This is a genomic window from Sphingobacterium sp. (assembly GCF_032065005.1).
Lineage (GTDB): Bacteria > Bacteroidota > Bacteroidia > Sphingobacteriales > Sphingobacteriaceae > Sphingobacterium.
This window is the reverse complement of record NZ_DAMBMM010000006.1, coordinates 65,439-81,413: the sequence shown is the minus strand read 5'-3', so window position 1 is coordinate 81,413 and position 15,975 is coordinate 65,439. Positions and strand designations below refer to the sequence as shown.

The 15,975-nt window shown below is 41.0% G+C and carries 13 protein-coding genes and 2 tRNA genes; 8 read left to right on the top strand and 7 right to left on the bottom strand.

What is annotated here, in order from left to right; translation table 11 throughout:
- Nucleotide 1: 1 nt before the first annotated feature.
- From RT138_RS11230 to RT138_RS11205, 6 genes are all read left to right on the top strand, one after another.
- Nucleotides 2-766, top strand: coding sequence for an exodeoxyribonuclease III (locus tag RT138_RS11230; RefSeq protein ID WP_313190754.1), 765 nt, complete (start codon nt 2-4; stop codon nt 764-766).
- Nucleotides 767-1,542: 776 nt separating this feature from the next.
- The gene (proB, locus tag RT138_RS11225) at nt 1,543-2,574 is read left to right on the top strand and encodes a glutamate 5-kinase (RefSeq protein ID WP_313190753.1); all 1,032 of its coding nucleotides are present in this window, start codon (nt 1,543-1,545) and stop codon (nt 2,572-2,574) included.
- 11 nt (nt 2,575-2,585) lie between these two features.
- On the top strand, nt 2,586-3,836 hold the full coding sequence (locus tag RT138_RS11220) for a glutamate-5-semialdehyde dehydrogenase (protein ID WP_313190752.1): 1,251 nt from the start codon (nt 2,586-2,588) through the stop codon (nt 3,834-3,836).
- 2 nt (nt 3,837-3,838) lie between these two features.
- Nucleotides 3,839-4,222 carry a hypothetical protein gene (locus RT138_RS11215; RefSeq protein WP_313190751.1) on the top strand — a complete coding sequence of 128 codons (384 nt, stop codon included), beginning with the start codon at nt 3,839-3,841 and terminating at the stop codon, nt 4,220-4,222.
- Between the two features lie 347 nt (nt 4,223-4,569).
- On the top strand, nt 4,570-7,812 hold the full coding sequence (locus RT138_RS11210; RefSeq protein ID WP_313190750.1) for a SusC/RagA family TonB-linked outer membrane protein: 3,243 nt from the start codon (nt 4,570-4,572) through the stop codon (nt 7,810-7,812).
- A 4-nt stretch (nt 7,813-7,816) separates the two neighbouring features.
- A complete protein-coding gene (locus tag RT138_RS11205; RefSeq protein ID WP_313190749.1) occupies nt 7,817-9,313 on the top strand; it encodes a RagB/SusD family nutrient uptake outer membrane protein in 1,497 nt (498 codons plus the stop codon).
- A gap of 96 nt (nt 9,314-9,409) precedes the next feature.
- On the opposite strand, the gene RT138_RS11200 is transcribed toward RT138_RS11205, so the two are convergent.
- Nucleotides 9,410-10,546 carry an acyl-CoA dehydrogenase gene (locus RT138_RS11200; protein ID WP_313190748.1) on the bottom strand — a complete coding sequence of 379 codons (1,137 nt, stop codon included), beginning with the start codon at nt 10,544-10,546 and terminating at the stop codon, nt 9,410-9,412.
- 260 nt (nt 10,547-10,806) lie between these two features.
- Between RT138_RS11200 and RT138_RS11195 the strand changes: the two genes are divergently transcribed.
- On the top strand, nt 10,807-11,442 hold the full coding sequence (locus tag RT138_RS11195) for a peroxiredoxin (protein WP_313190747.1): 636 nt from the start codon (nt 10,807-10,809) through the stop codon (nt 11,440-11,442).
- A gap of 399 nt (nt 11,443-11,841) precedes the next feature.
- Here the strand turns inward: RT138_RS11195 and RT138_RS11190 are convergent, their stop codons facing one another.
- The 3 genes from RT138_RS11190 to RT138_RS11180 all read right to left on the bottom strand — a co-directional run bounded on the left by RT138_RS11190 (nt 11,842) and on the right by RT138_RS11180 (nt 14,076).
- Complete coding sequence (locus RT138_RS11190) at nt 11,842-12,915, bottom strand: serine protease (protein WP_313190746.1); 1,074 nt, start codon at nt 12,913-12,915, stop codon at nt 11,842-11,844.
- Nucleotides 12,916-12,926: 11 nt separating this feature from the next.
- Nucleotides 12,927-13,511 (bottom strand): RNA polymerase sigma factor, encoded by a 585-nt coding sequence (locus tag RT138_RS11185; RefSeq protein WP_185211374.1) that lies wholly within the window; start codon nt 13,509-13,511, stop codon nt 12,927-12,929.
- Between the two features lie 205 nt (nt 13,512-13,716).
- Complete coding sequence (locus RT138_RS11180) at nt 13,717-14,076, bottom strand: DUF4870 domain-containing protein (RefSeq protein ID WP_313190745.1); 360 nt, start codon at nt 14,074-14,076, stop codon at nt 13,717-13,719.
- 186 nt (nt 14,077-14,262) lie between these two features.
- Between RT138_RS11180 and RT138_RS11175 the strand changes: the two genes are divergently transcribed.
- Nucleotides 14,263-14,490, top strand: coding sequence for a (4Fe-4S)-binding protein (locus RT138_RS11175; RefSeq protein WP_313190744.1), 228 nt, complete (start codon nt 14,263-14,265; stop codon nt 14,488-14,490).
- A gap of 61 nt (nt 14,491-14,551) precedes the next feature.
- On the opposite strand, the gene RT138_RS11170 is transcribed toward RT138_RS11175, so the two are convergent.
- From RT138_RS11170 to prfA, 3 genes are all read right to left on the bottom strand, one after another.
- A tRNA-Asp gene (locus RT138_RS11170) sits at nt 14,552-14,628 on the bottom strand.
- Nucleotides 14,629-14,686: 58 nt separating this feature from the next.
- A tRNA-Asp gene (locus tag RT138_RS11165) sits at nt 14,687-14,760 on the bottom strand.
- 73 nt (nt 14,761-14,833) lie between these two features.
- Nucleotides 14,834-15,907, bottom strand: a complete 1,074-nt coding sequence (gene prfA / locus RT138_RS11160) for a peptide chain release factor 1 (RefSeq protein WP_093100683.1) — start codon at nt 15,905-15,907, stop codon at nt 14,834-14,836.
- Between the last annotated feature and the right edge of the window lie 68 nt (nt 15,908-15,975).

Here is a 15,975-nt window from a genome sequence, read left to right as displayed (position 1 = left end):
GATGAAGATCATTACCTATAATGTGAACGGTATCCGTGCCGCTTTGAAAAAAGGTTGGCTGGATTGGTTCAAGGCTGAAAGCCCAGACGTAATCTGTATTCAAGAAATTAAAGCAAGCCCAGATCAGGTTCCTGAACTGGTTTTATTAGAGGAGATGGGCTATGAGCACTATTGGTACCCTGCCCAGAAAAAAGGCTATAGTGGTACTGCTATCTTCACCAGGATCACCCCGAACCATATTGAATATGGTTGTGGTCATGAGGACTATGATTTTGAAGGTAGGGTAATCCGTGCCGACTTTGATAAAGCCTCCGTGATGAGTGTATATTTTCCTTCGGGAACGACAGGGGATGTCAGACAGGATTTCAAATACAAATTCTTGGATGATTTCCAATTGTACAGCAATGATCTTTTGAAAGAAAAACCGAAATTGGTGGTCTGTGGCGACTTTAATATCTGTCACCGTGCCATTGATATCCATAACCCTAAATCCAATGCCAATAGTTCCGGATTCTTACCGGCAGAGCGTGAATGGATGGAAAACTTTATCAACTCGGGATATACCGATTCTTTCAGGCACCTCAACCCAGATCCGCATCATTACACTTGGTGGTCTTATCGTGCTGGAGCAAGAGGGAGAAACTTAGGTTGGCGTATCGATTACAATATGGTCTCCAATGATCTGAAGGACAGTATCAAGTCTTCTCGAATCCTTTCTCAAGCGGTTCATTCCGATCACTGCCCAGTGGAATTGATCCTGGACTAACAAGAGACGATAAAAATATTTAAATTGGATTGGCTAGAGAAAAACTCTGGCCAATCTTTTTTTTTGTCTTAAGTCTGTGTGATCTATAATCCGGTTTTGACCTTATTCGAGACACATTCGGAACTTTCGCAAAATGTCCTGAGCTACTGTTGATTTTTCATCGGAGCATTGTCTTAGAAATTCGAAGAGTTTTCCGAATGGTTCCGCAACATGTCTCGAATATGTCTCGAATGAAACCCTGTTTTGGGGAGGATTATTTCACCCTAAATTTGGCTGTTTTTCATGTGCATTATTGGAACACTTCTAAGGGATGGGCTAGTAACTAAAATTAAAGTTAATGATTTTGTAAATTCAAACATAACTATTCATTAAACAGGGAGAGCTTAATTTATTCTAGTCTTTTCTATACCTAATCAGTAGATTTTAATCTGATTTTCCTTATATTTATTTCATGGGCAAGAAGTTTGCAATATTTATGTTTACCATTTCCGCCATTCTATTGCTGTATTGCACTTATGAACTCTACTTGGCATTTGGTACAAATGAGCTTTCCTGGAAGGATATTTCCAGCCCTTTTTCATTGCTTATTTCAGCCACATTATTCCTAAATAATGCCTTACGACCCACGAAGCTGGGCTAATCTTATCTGCTTTTTACAATCTCTATATCAAGGAAAACGATTGAAAAGCGTTTAATAATTCATATTTTTATATTTATTCTTTGTTATTGTTGATTTTTCAACAACAAACTGCTTAATCTTTTGACTATATCATAAAATGAAAAAACCTATACTGGTCATCAAGTTTGGTTCGGCGGCCATAACGACCGATGGAGAAATTGATGAAAGAATTGTCTTGGAGATCGCTCGTCAATGTGCACAGTTACAGCCGAAATATAATATTGTCATTGTTTCATCGGGTGCTGTTGCTGCCGGAAAGAAGTTTATCCCTAAATACACGGGTACGCTTGCCCAGAAGAAAGCCGCTGCAGCCATTGGAAACCCCTTGTTGGTGCGCACATATGGCACCTACTTCAAGCCTTTTAAGATTGCATTGGCGCAAAGTCTATGTGAGCGACATCATTTTGCAAACAGGAGTCAGTTCCTGCAGTTGAAGAGTACCTACGAAACGCTCTGGAAGAATAATGTAATCCCTATCGCCAATGAAAATGATGTAGTCAGCAATAAAGAGCTCAAGTTCTCTGATAATGATGAATTAGCGACCTTGATTGCAGTGGGTTTTGGTGCAGAGCAGATCTTGTTCAGTACTTCAGTGCCGGGGGTCTTGGATGAGCATGGAAAGGTAATACCGGAGTTGAAGATCATTGACAAAGCGGCATTGGCTTTGGCAAAGGAGGAAAAATCTGCTGTAGGATTAGGTGGGATGATCTCAAAATTGAATTTTGCAAGGTTGGCAAATCAAATGGGCATCAAAGCGGTTATTTTTTCGATGAAAACCGAGGATGGGATCTTGAAAGCAGTAGCTGGAGATACCGGGACAATATGCCAAGCTCAGGTGAAAAAACTTTCCTCCCGAAACAAATGGTTGGCGAGTGGTAGTTTGATTACAGGCTTGGTTCAGGTGGATAAGGGTGCTTTAGCAGCCTTGAACAAAAGAAAAAGCTTATTGGCAGTAGGTGTAAACAAAATTATCCAAGATTTTGAGGTGGGTGAGGTCTTCCAGATTGCCGATGAGGACCATGTGATCCATGCTGTTGCCAAATCGAAGATAGACTCGGTTTCGTTGCGGTCTAAGTCTGAGAAGAAGAATATTGAAATTGCGCATGCCGATGATATTGTGCTGCTATAAAGGAAATTAAAATGAAGAAAACGATATTAACCGAACTTGAAAATAGCAGAAAGGCCAAGAGAGCCATTGCACAATTGTCGATTAAAAAGAAGGCTGAAATACTGAATGCCATTGCGGCTGAAATTTTGGAACATTCCGAACAGATCATAGAAGAAAACAAAAAGGACCTGGAACGAATGGATCCGTCGGATTCCAAATATGATCGATTGAAGTTGACCAATGCACGAATCAAAGACCTTGCTGATAGCGTGCGGGCGGTTGCTAAATTGGATGATCCTACTGGGAAATTATTGAGCAGTAAAACGCTCGATAATGGACTCTTGGTAGAAAAGAGATCGGTGGCTTTGGGTGTCGTAGGGGTTATCTATGAATCGAGGCCTAATGTGACCATTGATGTTGCGGTCCTTTGTATCCAATCTGGCAACGTTTGTCTGCTTAGGGGAGGTTCTGATGCCTGGTACAGTAATTCCTGTTTGGTTGGTTTGATCCAAAAGGTATTGAAAAGTTTTGGGCAAGACCCGAATATTGTTCAACTGTTGCCAACCGATAGGGAGCTTGTCGCTGAGCTATTGACGGCGGTCAAATATGTAGATATCATCATTCCTAGAGGATCCCAAGGCTTGATCGACTTTGTGCGTGAAAACGCCAAGGTTCCCGTGATCGAAACGGGTGCTGGGGTATGCCATACCTATGTGGATAGGACCGCAGATCTGGAATTGGCTGCCAAAATTGTCGCCAATGCCAAGATTTCCAGACCATCGGTCTGTAATGCCTTGGACTGTGTTTTGCTGGATGAAGGAATCGTAGATGGGTTTGTGAAGAATTTAGTTCCCTTATTTGAGGAAGCTAAAGTGAAAGTATTGGCAGATGATCAAAGCTATGCAAGCCTGAAAGAACAGGGCTATACGGAATTGGGTAAGGCGGAGGCAGATGATTTTGGCAGGGAGTTCTTGGACTTGATCTGTTCCATGAAGGTAGTATCTGGGCTAGAGGAAGCCCTAGATCACATTGCAAGGTATTCGTCCAAACATTCTGAGTGTATTGTTTCTGCTGATTCAGAAAATATCCTGAACTTTATGAATGCGGTAGATGCTGCAGCGGTATATTCCAATGCGTCCACCCGATTTACGGATGGGGGTGAATTTGGGTTGGGAGCCGAAATAGGCATCTCCACGCAGAAATTGCATGCCCGTGGACCATTTGCTCTAGAAAAATTGGTGACCGAGAAGTGGTTCGTGACGGGTGAAGGACAAATAAGATAGTTATGGGAATAAGATTTGAGAAAGATACCATCCTAAATTGGATCAATGAGATGGGGAAGTACATGCGGTTGGTCGTTGATCGGTACACTGCATTTGATGAAACCGAAGAGCCGATGGACCTGACTGAAGGGTACACGGACTTTTTTAAGACAGACAGGGGTTTCTTTTTAGAAGCAGATACTGCTGGGTTAGAGAAGTTTATTGCGGCATTGGAGCCGGAGCAAATAAGGCCATTGGCGCAATTGCTGATGTATGATGGTTTGATGAATCGGGACCATGCCTTATTGAAGAAAGCCAAATTTCTTTTCGAATGGAACATGAAGAAAACAGGGTCCTTTTCTTTTGAGGATTTTGATTATTTATCAAAGATTGATAATGTTTTATAGAAAATTCCTCTTTTATAAGAGGAATTTTTATTTAAATAGCAAATTTTATTGCAAAAATTTAAAAAGCTGATTGTGTAGCTCGGAATTTTCCCTATAAACGGCGGAATTAGCCTGTTTATTGTATGCTCTGTTACAAAATAAATTTTTCAGTTAAAAAAATGAGTATTTATTTCTTTGATTCCTATTATTTTATCAATGAATAACAGTGCTTGGTTAAAAAAGTAATGAAAGTTATTGTTTCATATTAATTTTTTGTTATATACTTGCCCAAATTATGGTAACTAACTGGACGCACTAACCTTCGTCCCTAATGAAAACAATTATTTAACAAAACTCAAACAATTATTATGAAACAAAAATTACTCAGCTTTTTTGTGCTGTTTATGCTGTCCATTGGATTGCTAAATGCGCAAAGTCGTCAGGTGAGTGGTAAGGTTACTGATGCTACAACAGGAACGCCCCTGTCTGGAGTTTCGGTAAAAGTTGTTGGATTATCCACTGCTACCCAAACTGATGAACAAGGAAATTACTCGATCATGGTGAATGAGAATGGTCGATTGACATTTTCTTTTATTGGATATGAGACCCTAACTCAATCTGCATCTGGCCGATCAACCTTGAATATTTCCTTAATCTCTACTTCTGATGCTTTGGATGAGGTTGTTGTAGTTGCCTATGGAACGGTGAAAAAATCTGACTTTACGGGTTCTGCGACACAGATTGGTACCAAAGAAATCGACAAGAGACCGATTTCCAACGTGTTGACTGCCTTACAGGGAGCTGGTCCGGGTATCCAATCTAGCGCGCCATCTGGTGCTCCGGGTTCGTCACCAGCTATCCGTATTCGTGGTTTTGGATCGTATTCTGCAGGACAAGGCGCATTGGTTGTTGTTGATGGGGTTCCATTTGATGGGGGAATGACCAACATTAACCCTGCTGATGTGGAGTCCGTAACGGTATTGAAAGATGCTGCAACCATTGCGATGTACGGTTCACGTGGTGCAAACGGTGTGATCATGGTTACTACCAAACAAGGTAAATCTGGTCAGTCTGAATTGAACGTGTCAGCACAATATGGTTTCAATAAAAACGGGGTTCCGGCTTATGAAACTGTAGATGCAGGACAATACTATGAATTGATGTGGCAGGCTTACACCAACAACCTAGCTTTTGGTTCGGCAAAGATCCCAATGGATGTTGCGAGACAATTAGGTTCTGGTTTATTGCCAAGAAATGCTAAGGATTTACAGATTTACAATGGTAAAACATACCAAGATATTGTACAGTACCTAGGTAACTACAATGCTTTTGATGTACCTAAGGAAGCTTTAGTTGGCGTAGATGGTAAATTAAACCCGAATGCGAAGTTCCGTTATGAAGGATTTACTTCATGGGAGGACGAAGCTGCAAGAGCAGGAAAGCGTAATGAATATAACTTGAACTATTCAGGTGGTTTTAATTCTACTGACATCTATACCTCATTAAACTATTTAAAGGATAATGGATGGGGATTACGTTCGATGAATGAAAGATTCCAAGGGAGAGTTAACGTAAATACAAAAGTTACTGATTGGTTAAAGACAGGTGTGAACTTGAACGCTGCTTCTAGAAAAGCTGATTTCGCTTATGATGGTGGTGGTATCAACAACCCGTTCTATTTCTCTAGAGGAATTGCTCCAATTTATCCTGTATATGTACATGATCCAGAAACTGGAAAAATCGTTTATGATGAATTTGGTGTAAAACGTTACGACTATGGTAACTTGGTATCAGAGTTTGGTCTATCTAGACCTTTCAATAGCGGTCGTCACGCGATTGCAGAAACCATGTACAACACAAGTAAATCTAACCGCGACTTTATTGGTGCGAGAGCATATATGGACGTAAATGTATTGCCTTGGTTGACATTTACGATGAACTTCAGTCCGGATTTAGAAAATAACCGTTCAGAAGGATATGAAAATACAATTGTAGGTGATGGTGCTCCAGCTGGACGCTACAACCAAAGTTGGTACAGACAATTGTCTTATACGTTCAACCAATTATTAAGAGCAAATAACACATTTGGACTTCATAACTTGGAGACTGTATTGGGACATGAGTTCTACTCGTACAAGATTGAAGACTTAAGCGGTATGAGAACCGGTCAAGGTTTCCAAGGGGTAAATGTAATGGAGAACTTTACTGATATCAGCTCATTGACATCAGGTCTTCGTGAAAATTCCATTGAGAGTTATTTTGGACGTGTAAACTATAACTACAACAGCAGATACTACTTAAGTGCGATGTTGAGAGCTGATGGTAACTCTAGGTTCCCTGCAAACTTAAGATGGGAGAATTTCTGGTCAGTAGGTGCTGCATGGAGATTGGATCAAGAAGACTTCTTCAAGAATGATTACACAGATCTATTAAAACTTAGATTCTCTTATGGACAATTAGGTAACTCTGATTTGAGTTCTTATTATCCTTATCAGCCAGGATATGAAATTGGTTATAACAATGCTTCAACACCTGGATCTATCTATGCTTCATTAGGTAGTGATCGTTTGACTTGGGAGACACAAAAGCCATTGGACGTGGGTGTAGATTTCAGTTTCTTGAACGGAAGAATATCGGGTTCCCTAGAGTATTATTATAGAAATTCAGATGGTTTATTGTTCAGTGTGAATCAGCCATACCATAATGGTGGTACAACTGCTGGATCATATGCCATCAACCAAAACGTTGGAGCAATGACCAACAAGGGTATCGAAGCAAGTGTAACAGGAGGTTTGATCAGAAAGGAAAACTTCAACTGGAACCTAACTTTTAACGTAACTACTGTGAAGAATGAGATCACAGCGATGCCTAAGGAAACTCCAGAGTTGGTGAGTAGCCCATACAAGCGCGCTGTTGGAAGATCATTGTATGATTATTATACAAGAACTTATTACGGTGTAGATCCTGAAAATGGAAACGCATTGTACCTAGGTCTTGCTGATGGAGTAACATACGATGCTTCAAACCCAGAGCATAAATTGATCGAGAATAACGGCCGTGTAGACACTGTTACTTCAAACCATAACTCGGCTCGTCAATCTTGGTTAGATAAATCAGCAATTCCTCCAGTTTATGGTAGTGTTGTGAATGACTTTACTTACAAGAATTTTGACTTCAGATTTGTTTTGACCTATAGTGTTGGTGGATATTTCTACGATGGATACTATGCAGGTTTGATGAGTTCAGGACCTTCAAATGGTGCTAACTTGCATTCAGATCTATTTGGAGCATGGAAAAACCCAGGTGATGTAACTGATATCCCACGCATGGACGTTGGTAGAACTTCACAACATGGTGCTGCTTCATCAAGATGGTTAACTAAAGCATCTTACTTAAATATCAGTGCGATCAATGTGGGTTATAGAATTCCGGAATCATTCTCAGGCAGAATCGGTATCAAGAGAGCGCGTATCTATGCGAGTGCTGAAAACCTATACTTCTGGTCTGCGAAAAAAGGATTTAACCCTGTGGGTGGTCTGACTGGTCCTACTGGAAATAGCTCATACAACCACGCGAGAACATTTAACTTTGGTATTAACTTCGGACTTTAAGACAATGAAAATATTTAATAGAAAATTACAATACCCTATTCTAGGAACAGTATTGACTGCTGTACTCTTCCTTTCGGGATGTAAAAAGGAGGCTCTGCAAAAAGACCCTAGTGATAAAATCAATACAGAGGTCGTATTTGCATCGACAGAGAATGCGTATTCAGCGATCAACGGTATGCACCGTCTAATGTACTCGCAGTGGTACAGTAACCAAGCTGCGGGTGGACAGAGCGGTAACATGATCTATATGGAAGTGCTTGGTGACGACTTTGTCATGACCGGCGCGGCCAATGGTTGGTTCAATAGTGAATACAAATGGATCAGCCATAGAGATGCGAACTCATCGATCAACCAGTATAACTATGGTTTTTACTATGCATTGATTGGAAACGCGAACCAGATCATCAATAATATTGATGGCGCAACAGGTCCTGAAGAAGATAAAAACTTCATCAAAGGGCAGGCCTTGTCATACAGGGCATGGGGTTATTATCAAATGGTTCAACTATTTGGTAAACGCTATGTAAAAGGTGGGAATAACTCAGGTTTAGGTGTTTCCCTTATCTTGGATAAATCTACTACGGCTGTTGAACGCAATACTGTTGAGGAAGTTTATACACAGATCAATAAAGACCTTGATGATGCGATTGCATTATTTGCAAATGCGTCAGGCAGACCAGATGTATCACATTTGAATATCGATGTTGCAAAAGGGTTGAAAGCTCGTGTTGCATTGACTCAACAAGATTATGTAACTGCAGCAAAATTTGCCAAAGAAGCACGTGCTGATTATGACCTGATGACCAACGCTCAATATATTGGCTCGTTTACAACAGCTGCCAATCCAGAGTGGATTTGGGGTATCCGTCATAGAGAAGACCAACCAACCTATTTTTATTCGTACTATGCTTATGTAGGTAACTTCAGTTCTACCAACACCCGTGGTAACCCTAAGGCGATTAACTCGTTGTTGTATGATAAGATTTCAGATACTGACGTTCGCAAGCGTGTTTGGGATCCAACTGGAGCGGATAAAACATTCCCAGTGGCAGCAAGTGGTGTTCGTATGCCATATATGACCAGAAAATTCACTTTGTCTAACCCTGGTAATAGTAATGGTGACTTGATGTTTATGCGTGCTGCGGAAATGTACTTGATCGAAGCTGAAGCATTGGCAAGATCAGGTTCAGAGGCTGCTGCGAAAGATGTGTTGATGGAACTTGCTGAAAACAGGGACCCTGATTATGTTCTTTCTACCAATACAGGAGCAAGTCTGATCGAAGAGATCTTGACCCAGAGAAGAGTTGAATTATGGGGTGAAGGCTTCAGATTCTACGATTTGAAGAGATTGAACCTTCCTTTGGACAGAAATGGTGCAAATCACATTGCTTCCCTTGCCGTGGAGTTTTCAATTCCTGCAGGTGATAAACGTTGGGAGTTCTTGATCCCTCAAGGTGAAATTGATAGAACCTTAGGCGTAGTGGTTCAAAACCCATTGTAGTGCTAAATGAATTCCTATTCATAAAAGAAGCCAGGCAATTTGCCTGGCTTTCTTTTCTTAGTTACACTTTGATTTATTAATAATTATACCCGTTTCTTATCTCAATACTTCTCTTGCAATGACCAAGCGCTGGATTTCAGAGGTTCCTTCATAGATCTGCGTAATCTTGGCATCACGCATCAGTCGCTCTACATGGTACTCTTTCACATAGCCATAACCACCATGGATCTGTACAGCTTCCACGGTATGCTTCATCGCTACTTCGGAAGTGTTCAATTTGGCCATGGCGGCGATCTTTCCATAAGGAAGACCTTGATCCTTGGTCCAGGCAGCTTTATAGGTCAGTAACCTTGCTGCTTCAATATCCACTTCCATATCTGCTAATTTGAACTGAATAGCCTGATGGTCTGAAATAGGCTTGCCGAAGGTCTTTCTTTCCTTAGAATAGGCCAATGCAAGGTCATATGCCCCAGCAGCAATGCCTAAAGCCTGTGCAGCAATACCGATCCGTCCTCCATCCAAGGTTTTCATGGCAAACTTGAATCCGAATCCATCCTCACCGATGCGGTTCTCTTTTGGAACCTTGACATCGGAGAACATGAGGGAATGGGTATCCGAGCTGCGGATTCCCAACTTATTTTCTTTTGGGCCAATGGTAAAACCTGGAGTGCCTTTTTCGACAATGAGTGCATTGATTCCGCGGTGTCCTAATTCAGGGTGGGTTTGGGCAATAACAATATAGATATCTGCATTACCACCATTGGTAATCCAGTTTTTTGTACCGTTCAGTAAGTAATGGTCACCTTTGTCTTCTGCCATGGTATGCTGAGAGGAGGCATCAGAGCCTGCCTCTGGTTCGGATAGGGCAAAAGCGCCTAGTTTTTCTCCGGAAGCCAAGGGCTTGAGGTATTTCTGCTTTTGTTCCTCGGTTCCGAACTCGTTCAGTCCGAATAGGACCAGGGAATTGTGGGCCGACATGATCACTGCCGCAGAGGCATCTATCTTGGCTATCTCTTCGAGAGCCAAAACATAAGCGAGCGTGTCCATTCCTGCACCGCCATATTGTTCTGGCGTCATGATGCCCATGAAACCCAGTTCGCCCATTTTTTTGACAAACTCGGTCGGGAACTTGGCCAGTTCATCCCTTTCAATTACACCGGGTTTAAGCTCCTGAGCAAATTCTCGGGCAGCTTCGCGGATCATTTTATGTTCTTCTGATAGTTCGAAATTCATCTCTTTGCTTATAAGGTTATCTCAAATATAATTATATTTTATTATGCAAGCATAATAAAAACCAAAATATTATCAGTGAGGATGGAAAATATTTTTTCCTGATAAACCTTTGTTCTGCCTTGAGTGTTATCTAGTTGTGTAGCATAAAAGTAAAATGATTGTAAGAAACGTCTGAAATTAGAGAGCTGTATTGCGATTTACAATAAAATCTACTATATTGATAGAGTAAACAATTTCGTTCATTATAAACATTAATAGATATGAGTTTAAGATTAGGTGATGATGCACCAAACTTTCAAGCCAAAACAACAGAGGGTGATATAAATTTCTATGATTATATAGACGGCAAATGGGCTGTCCTGTATTCACACCCTTCAGATTATACACCGGTATGTACCACTGAATTAGGTCGTACGGCAAAATTGAAATCCGAGTTCGACAAACGTAATGTAAAGGTGTTGGCATTGAGCGTTGACTCCGTTGAGGACCATAATGATTGGGTAAAGGATATCAATGAGACACAGAATACACAGGTAAATTTTCCTATCATTGCAGATGAGGACAGACATGTGGCCGAGCTGTACGATATGATCCATCCAAATGCTTCTGCGACAGCTACAGTGCGTTCGGTATTTGTGATCGGACCAGATAAGAAGGTGAAACTTACCTTGACTTACCCAGCTTCAACAGGAAGGAATTTTGATGAGATCTTGCGCGTGATTGATTCCTTGCAGCTTACTGCTGACTATCAGGTAGCAACTCCAGCGGATTGGAAAGATGGTGAGGATGTAATCGTTGTTCCAGCGATCAAGACTGAGGATATTCCAGCGAAGTTCCCGAAAGGATATAAGGAGATCAAACCTTACTTGAGGACGACTCCGCAACCAAACAAATAAGCCCATCCGGTTTATCTGGATAGGATCATGTATAAGGCCAACTCTAGTTAGTTGGCTTTTTCTTTAAATGGATTTTTCTTTTTTCTAGGTACGATATACGAAGTGATCAGAGCAATAAGGGTCACGAGGCATAGTTGCTTTAAGATAGCTCCATAGTCGAGCTCAAAAGCGCTGTGTGATGACAAGAATTGAAAAACCTGTACAAAGATTGCCAATGCTAGAAAGATGAAAAAATAGGTCCAAAAGGTCCGCATATTCACTTTGTTTTTTTATTAAATATAATGAATAAGATATTTAAAATCAAAGGGATATAATTTTTGTTGGGGTGGGTAGGTATAAAAACAGACAAGGTGCTACATGATTGTAACACCTTGCTTCATACAAAAGTCCAATTTATTTTTAATAGACCTTGACCATGTAGATAAAGTCTTGCAACTTTTTGATCTGCTCGGTACGAGGTAAATTTGATAGGCTATTTTTATTGTTCAGAACGATGTTCCCTTTCAGGGATTCTTCTGGGATACGGTTCAATGTTTCGATCAGAGCCTTGGTTTTGATCGCAAAAGCTGCTCCATCGAGTCCTTTCTGTTTACCGGAGATAATACCGATGATATTTCCGTTCTTATCTAGGACTGGGCCCCCACTGTTACCCGGGTTTACGGGTACAGAGATTTGATAAGCTGTGGTATCACCGCTGTAACCTGTTGAGGAACTCAAGTAGCCCTCGCCATATACAGCTTCATCCCTTGGATAACCGATAGTGTAGATACCTTCACCAAGTTCGGTGTTCTGTCTTCTGAACGTATATGGGATATTTGCCGATTGAGCGATAAAGTTTGAGTCTGAAATATGCAGGATAGCTAAGTCCTTCTCAGAATCCACGAAGATAATGGAAGCCTTATAGGAATCGCCTTTATTGTTTTGTAGGTGGATGGAGTCAGCTCCACTCACGACGTGAAAATTCGTTACTACGTAGCCATCTTTGGTCAGCATAAAACCAGTTGCACCATATTGAAGGGCATCCTGCGGAGCATTGCTTTCCTTGTTGATGTTCCTGATGGCATTGTGGTGAGCATTGACGTTTCGTTTAACGCTATTTATCTCTCTTTTAAGGGCGCTGTAGTCCGAGTTGGCTCTACGGAGCGTTGAGAAATATCCAGTGGAATACAGCGTAGCTAAAGAAGAAAGAACGGCGACAGCAGCAGCTGCCACGGCATTGATCTTTAATTTCTTCCACAAACGAACCACAATAGTTTCGGTAGGCTGTTCTTGGATGGTTTTTTCCAATTGACTTTTAAACTCTGCACGCGCTTCATGGCGCTTCATGGTCTGCACGAATTCTGCATGCGATAGAAAAAGCGCATTCAAATCTGGGTCTTGATCGCACAACAGTTCAAATGATTCCTTTTCTTTAGGATCCATCTGGCCGTTGAGGTAGCGGTCTGCCAATTCTAAAAATTCTTGCTGTCTCATTTCAACTTTTACTAATCAGATTTTTGATCAAAGAAAAGCTTCTTCAATCGTTGTAAACATTTATATTTCTGAGTTTTCGCGTTGTCAGTATTAGTGTATCCAAACTTTTCGCAGATTTCGTTCATCGACTTGTTCCTGATGTAGAAATCTTTTAAGATCGTTTGGCAGGGTTCACCCAGTTGGCTCATTGCGCTGTCCATTTTAGAGAAGTCATTTTCTTTCTCGATATGGCTCTGGATGTCGCTTTCCACATCGGCAATTTCTAATCCGTCGGAGTCAGAAGTGCCCATGCTGTTTTCCCTTTTGTTCAGTTGCTTTAACCACAATCTCCTACATACTGCATATAGGAACGTACTTAACTTACTGCTGAGCTCGAAATTCTCATGAGTAACTTTATCGTACAATACCATGACCGCTTCCTGAAAAATATCTTTGGCTTCATCCTCCGTTCCTTTGTTTCCGGTAATAAGGTGGGATACGGAAGGATAGCAGGTTTTATAGATTTCTGAAATCACTGAGTTGTCTCCTTTTCGTAAACCTTCCAGCAATTCCTTGTCCTCACGGGTCTTTGGTAATATTTGTCTTATTTTACTCACTTATTAATACCCTAATTTTCAAATAGTAACCCAAGATTTGTTAAAAATTTTATTATTTGTGATTTCGTTTCCAAACGTAAGAGAATTTTTATGGAATATCAATCCAATTTATAATCTATTGACATTTTTTAAAAATTTGAAGGAATGACAAACTAAAAGACACCTGCCTGTCGGGGGTGTCTTTCATTTATTTGGTTCATGGGGCTTAAATCCCCGCAAATAGATTGTTGTAATACTCACCCAACAAAGGAACCGGTTTCTTGTTGCCATTGGCTGCATTGATGATCCCGATAATCCATAAGATAATCATCAATAACGCCGTTACGGCTGATATGATCCATCCTATAAATGGAATATAGCTCATTACACCGGAAACGAATAATGTCAAAAATATGCCCAATGATTGACGGATATGGTATGTTGCGAAATCATTCCGTTTTTCATTGTTCAATACAAAGGCAATTATAAGACCAATGATTGTTAAATAGGCAATTATGGCAATGTTTTTACCATCATTGATGGTGTTGTTACCGCCACTTTCAATCGGAGTTTGTGGATTTTCCATAAGATTAAGGTTATAATTTAGATTAAAAATAAACAAATATTTCAATAAGTTTCTATTCACATACTTTAAGGTTCAATTTGCGCACGATGAAATCGAATGAGGTAATTTCTGGCCTTCTTCCAGGATGGTTTTTATAAACAAAAGCATGAGTAGCTTGTTTCTCATTAAAATAGGAGAAAGAAGATCATGGAAGAAAAAATTATTCGCTATAAGCATCCTAATGGAGAGATAACGGTGTTATGGCGGCCTAAGAAATGTATTCATTCGGCGGTATGTATCAATGCCTTGCCAAGGGTGTATGATCCTGGGGACCGTCCTTGGGTTAAGCCTGAACATGCAAGTACGCAGGAGTTGATCAAGCAGATTGATCGTTGCCCTTCGGGAGCTTTGCAGTATGAATTACATGGAGGTTAAGGAAGGAATTGGCACAAAACAAAAAAGGTATCATGGATTTCATGATACCTTTTGATTTTTTTGGCGGTCTGGACGGGACTCGAACCCGCGACCCCATGCGTGACAGGCATGTATTCTAACCAGCTGAACTACCAGACCTAAAATCTCTTAAAATTAAAAAAAGAACTCCTTGAAGCTTCGCTTCTCTTTTTGTTTGCGGTCTGGACGGGACTCGAACCCGCGACCCCATGCGTGACAGGCATGTATTCTAACCAGCTGAACTACCAGACCTTTTTCCTTCTTTTCAGAAGGTGTGCAAATATAGTGTTTATTTCTATATCTGCTAATAAATTTTTGAAAAATCTTACTCTACGGCGCCTTCTTTCATCTTTTCTGCATTCTCGGCAAACTGCAATGCATCTATAATGTCTTGAATATCACCGTCCATAATTGCCGGCAGGTTGTACATCGTCAATCCGATGCGGTGTTCCGTTACACGGCCTTGTGGATAGTTGTAGGTACGGATCTTTGCCGAACGGTCACCAGTGGATACCATGGTTTTACGTTTTGCCGCAATATCTCCGTGTTTCTTCTGTACTTCTAGTTCATAAAGCTTGTTTCGTAGCATCTCCATGGCTAATTCACGGTTCGCTAACTGCGAACGCTCTACCTGACAAACAACTACGATACCCGATGGTTTGTGGGTTAACTGAACTTTGGTTTCTACCTTGTTCACGTTCTGTCCACCAGCACCACCTGATCTTGATGTCTGCATCTCGATATCGCCTGGATTCAATTCCACATCGACCTCTTCTGCTTCTGGTAAAACGGCTACCGAAGCTGCAGAAGTATGCACACGACCCTGTGTTTCTGTGTCTGGAACACGTTGAACACGGTGAACGCCTGATTCATATTTCAATTGTCCGTAGACATCCTCACCGATTACTTTCAAGATTACCTCTTTGTAACCGCCTGAAGTTCCTTCCGTCACGTCCATTACTTCGTTTCTCCAGCCTTTGGTTTCAAAGAAACGAGTGTACATACGGTAAAGATCTCCTGCAAACAATGCTGCCTCATCACCGCCTGTACCGCCACGGATCTCGATGATGGCGTTTTTAGCATCTTCTGGATCCTTAGGGATCAACATTAAGCGGATTTCCTCTTCTTTTTCCTCTTTCTCCGTATATAAGATATCCAGTTCCTCCTTGGCCATCTCTCTCAGTTCCTGATCTTTCTCGTTGGCTAGGATATCCTTGTTGGTGTCGATATTGCTGACCATATTTTTGTAAATATGGTATTGCTCAACAATTTTGCCCAAGTCTTTGTATTCCTTGTTCAACTTTGCAAAGCGCTTCATGTCGCTGATGGTATCGGGATTGCTTAACTCTCTTTCAACTTCTTCCCAGCGCTCTTTTATGGCTTGTAGTTTCTCTAACATAAATTACATCTTGCTTTACCGCAGGGCGTTTGAAGACCATACACGGTAATTAATCGACAAAAATAAAG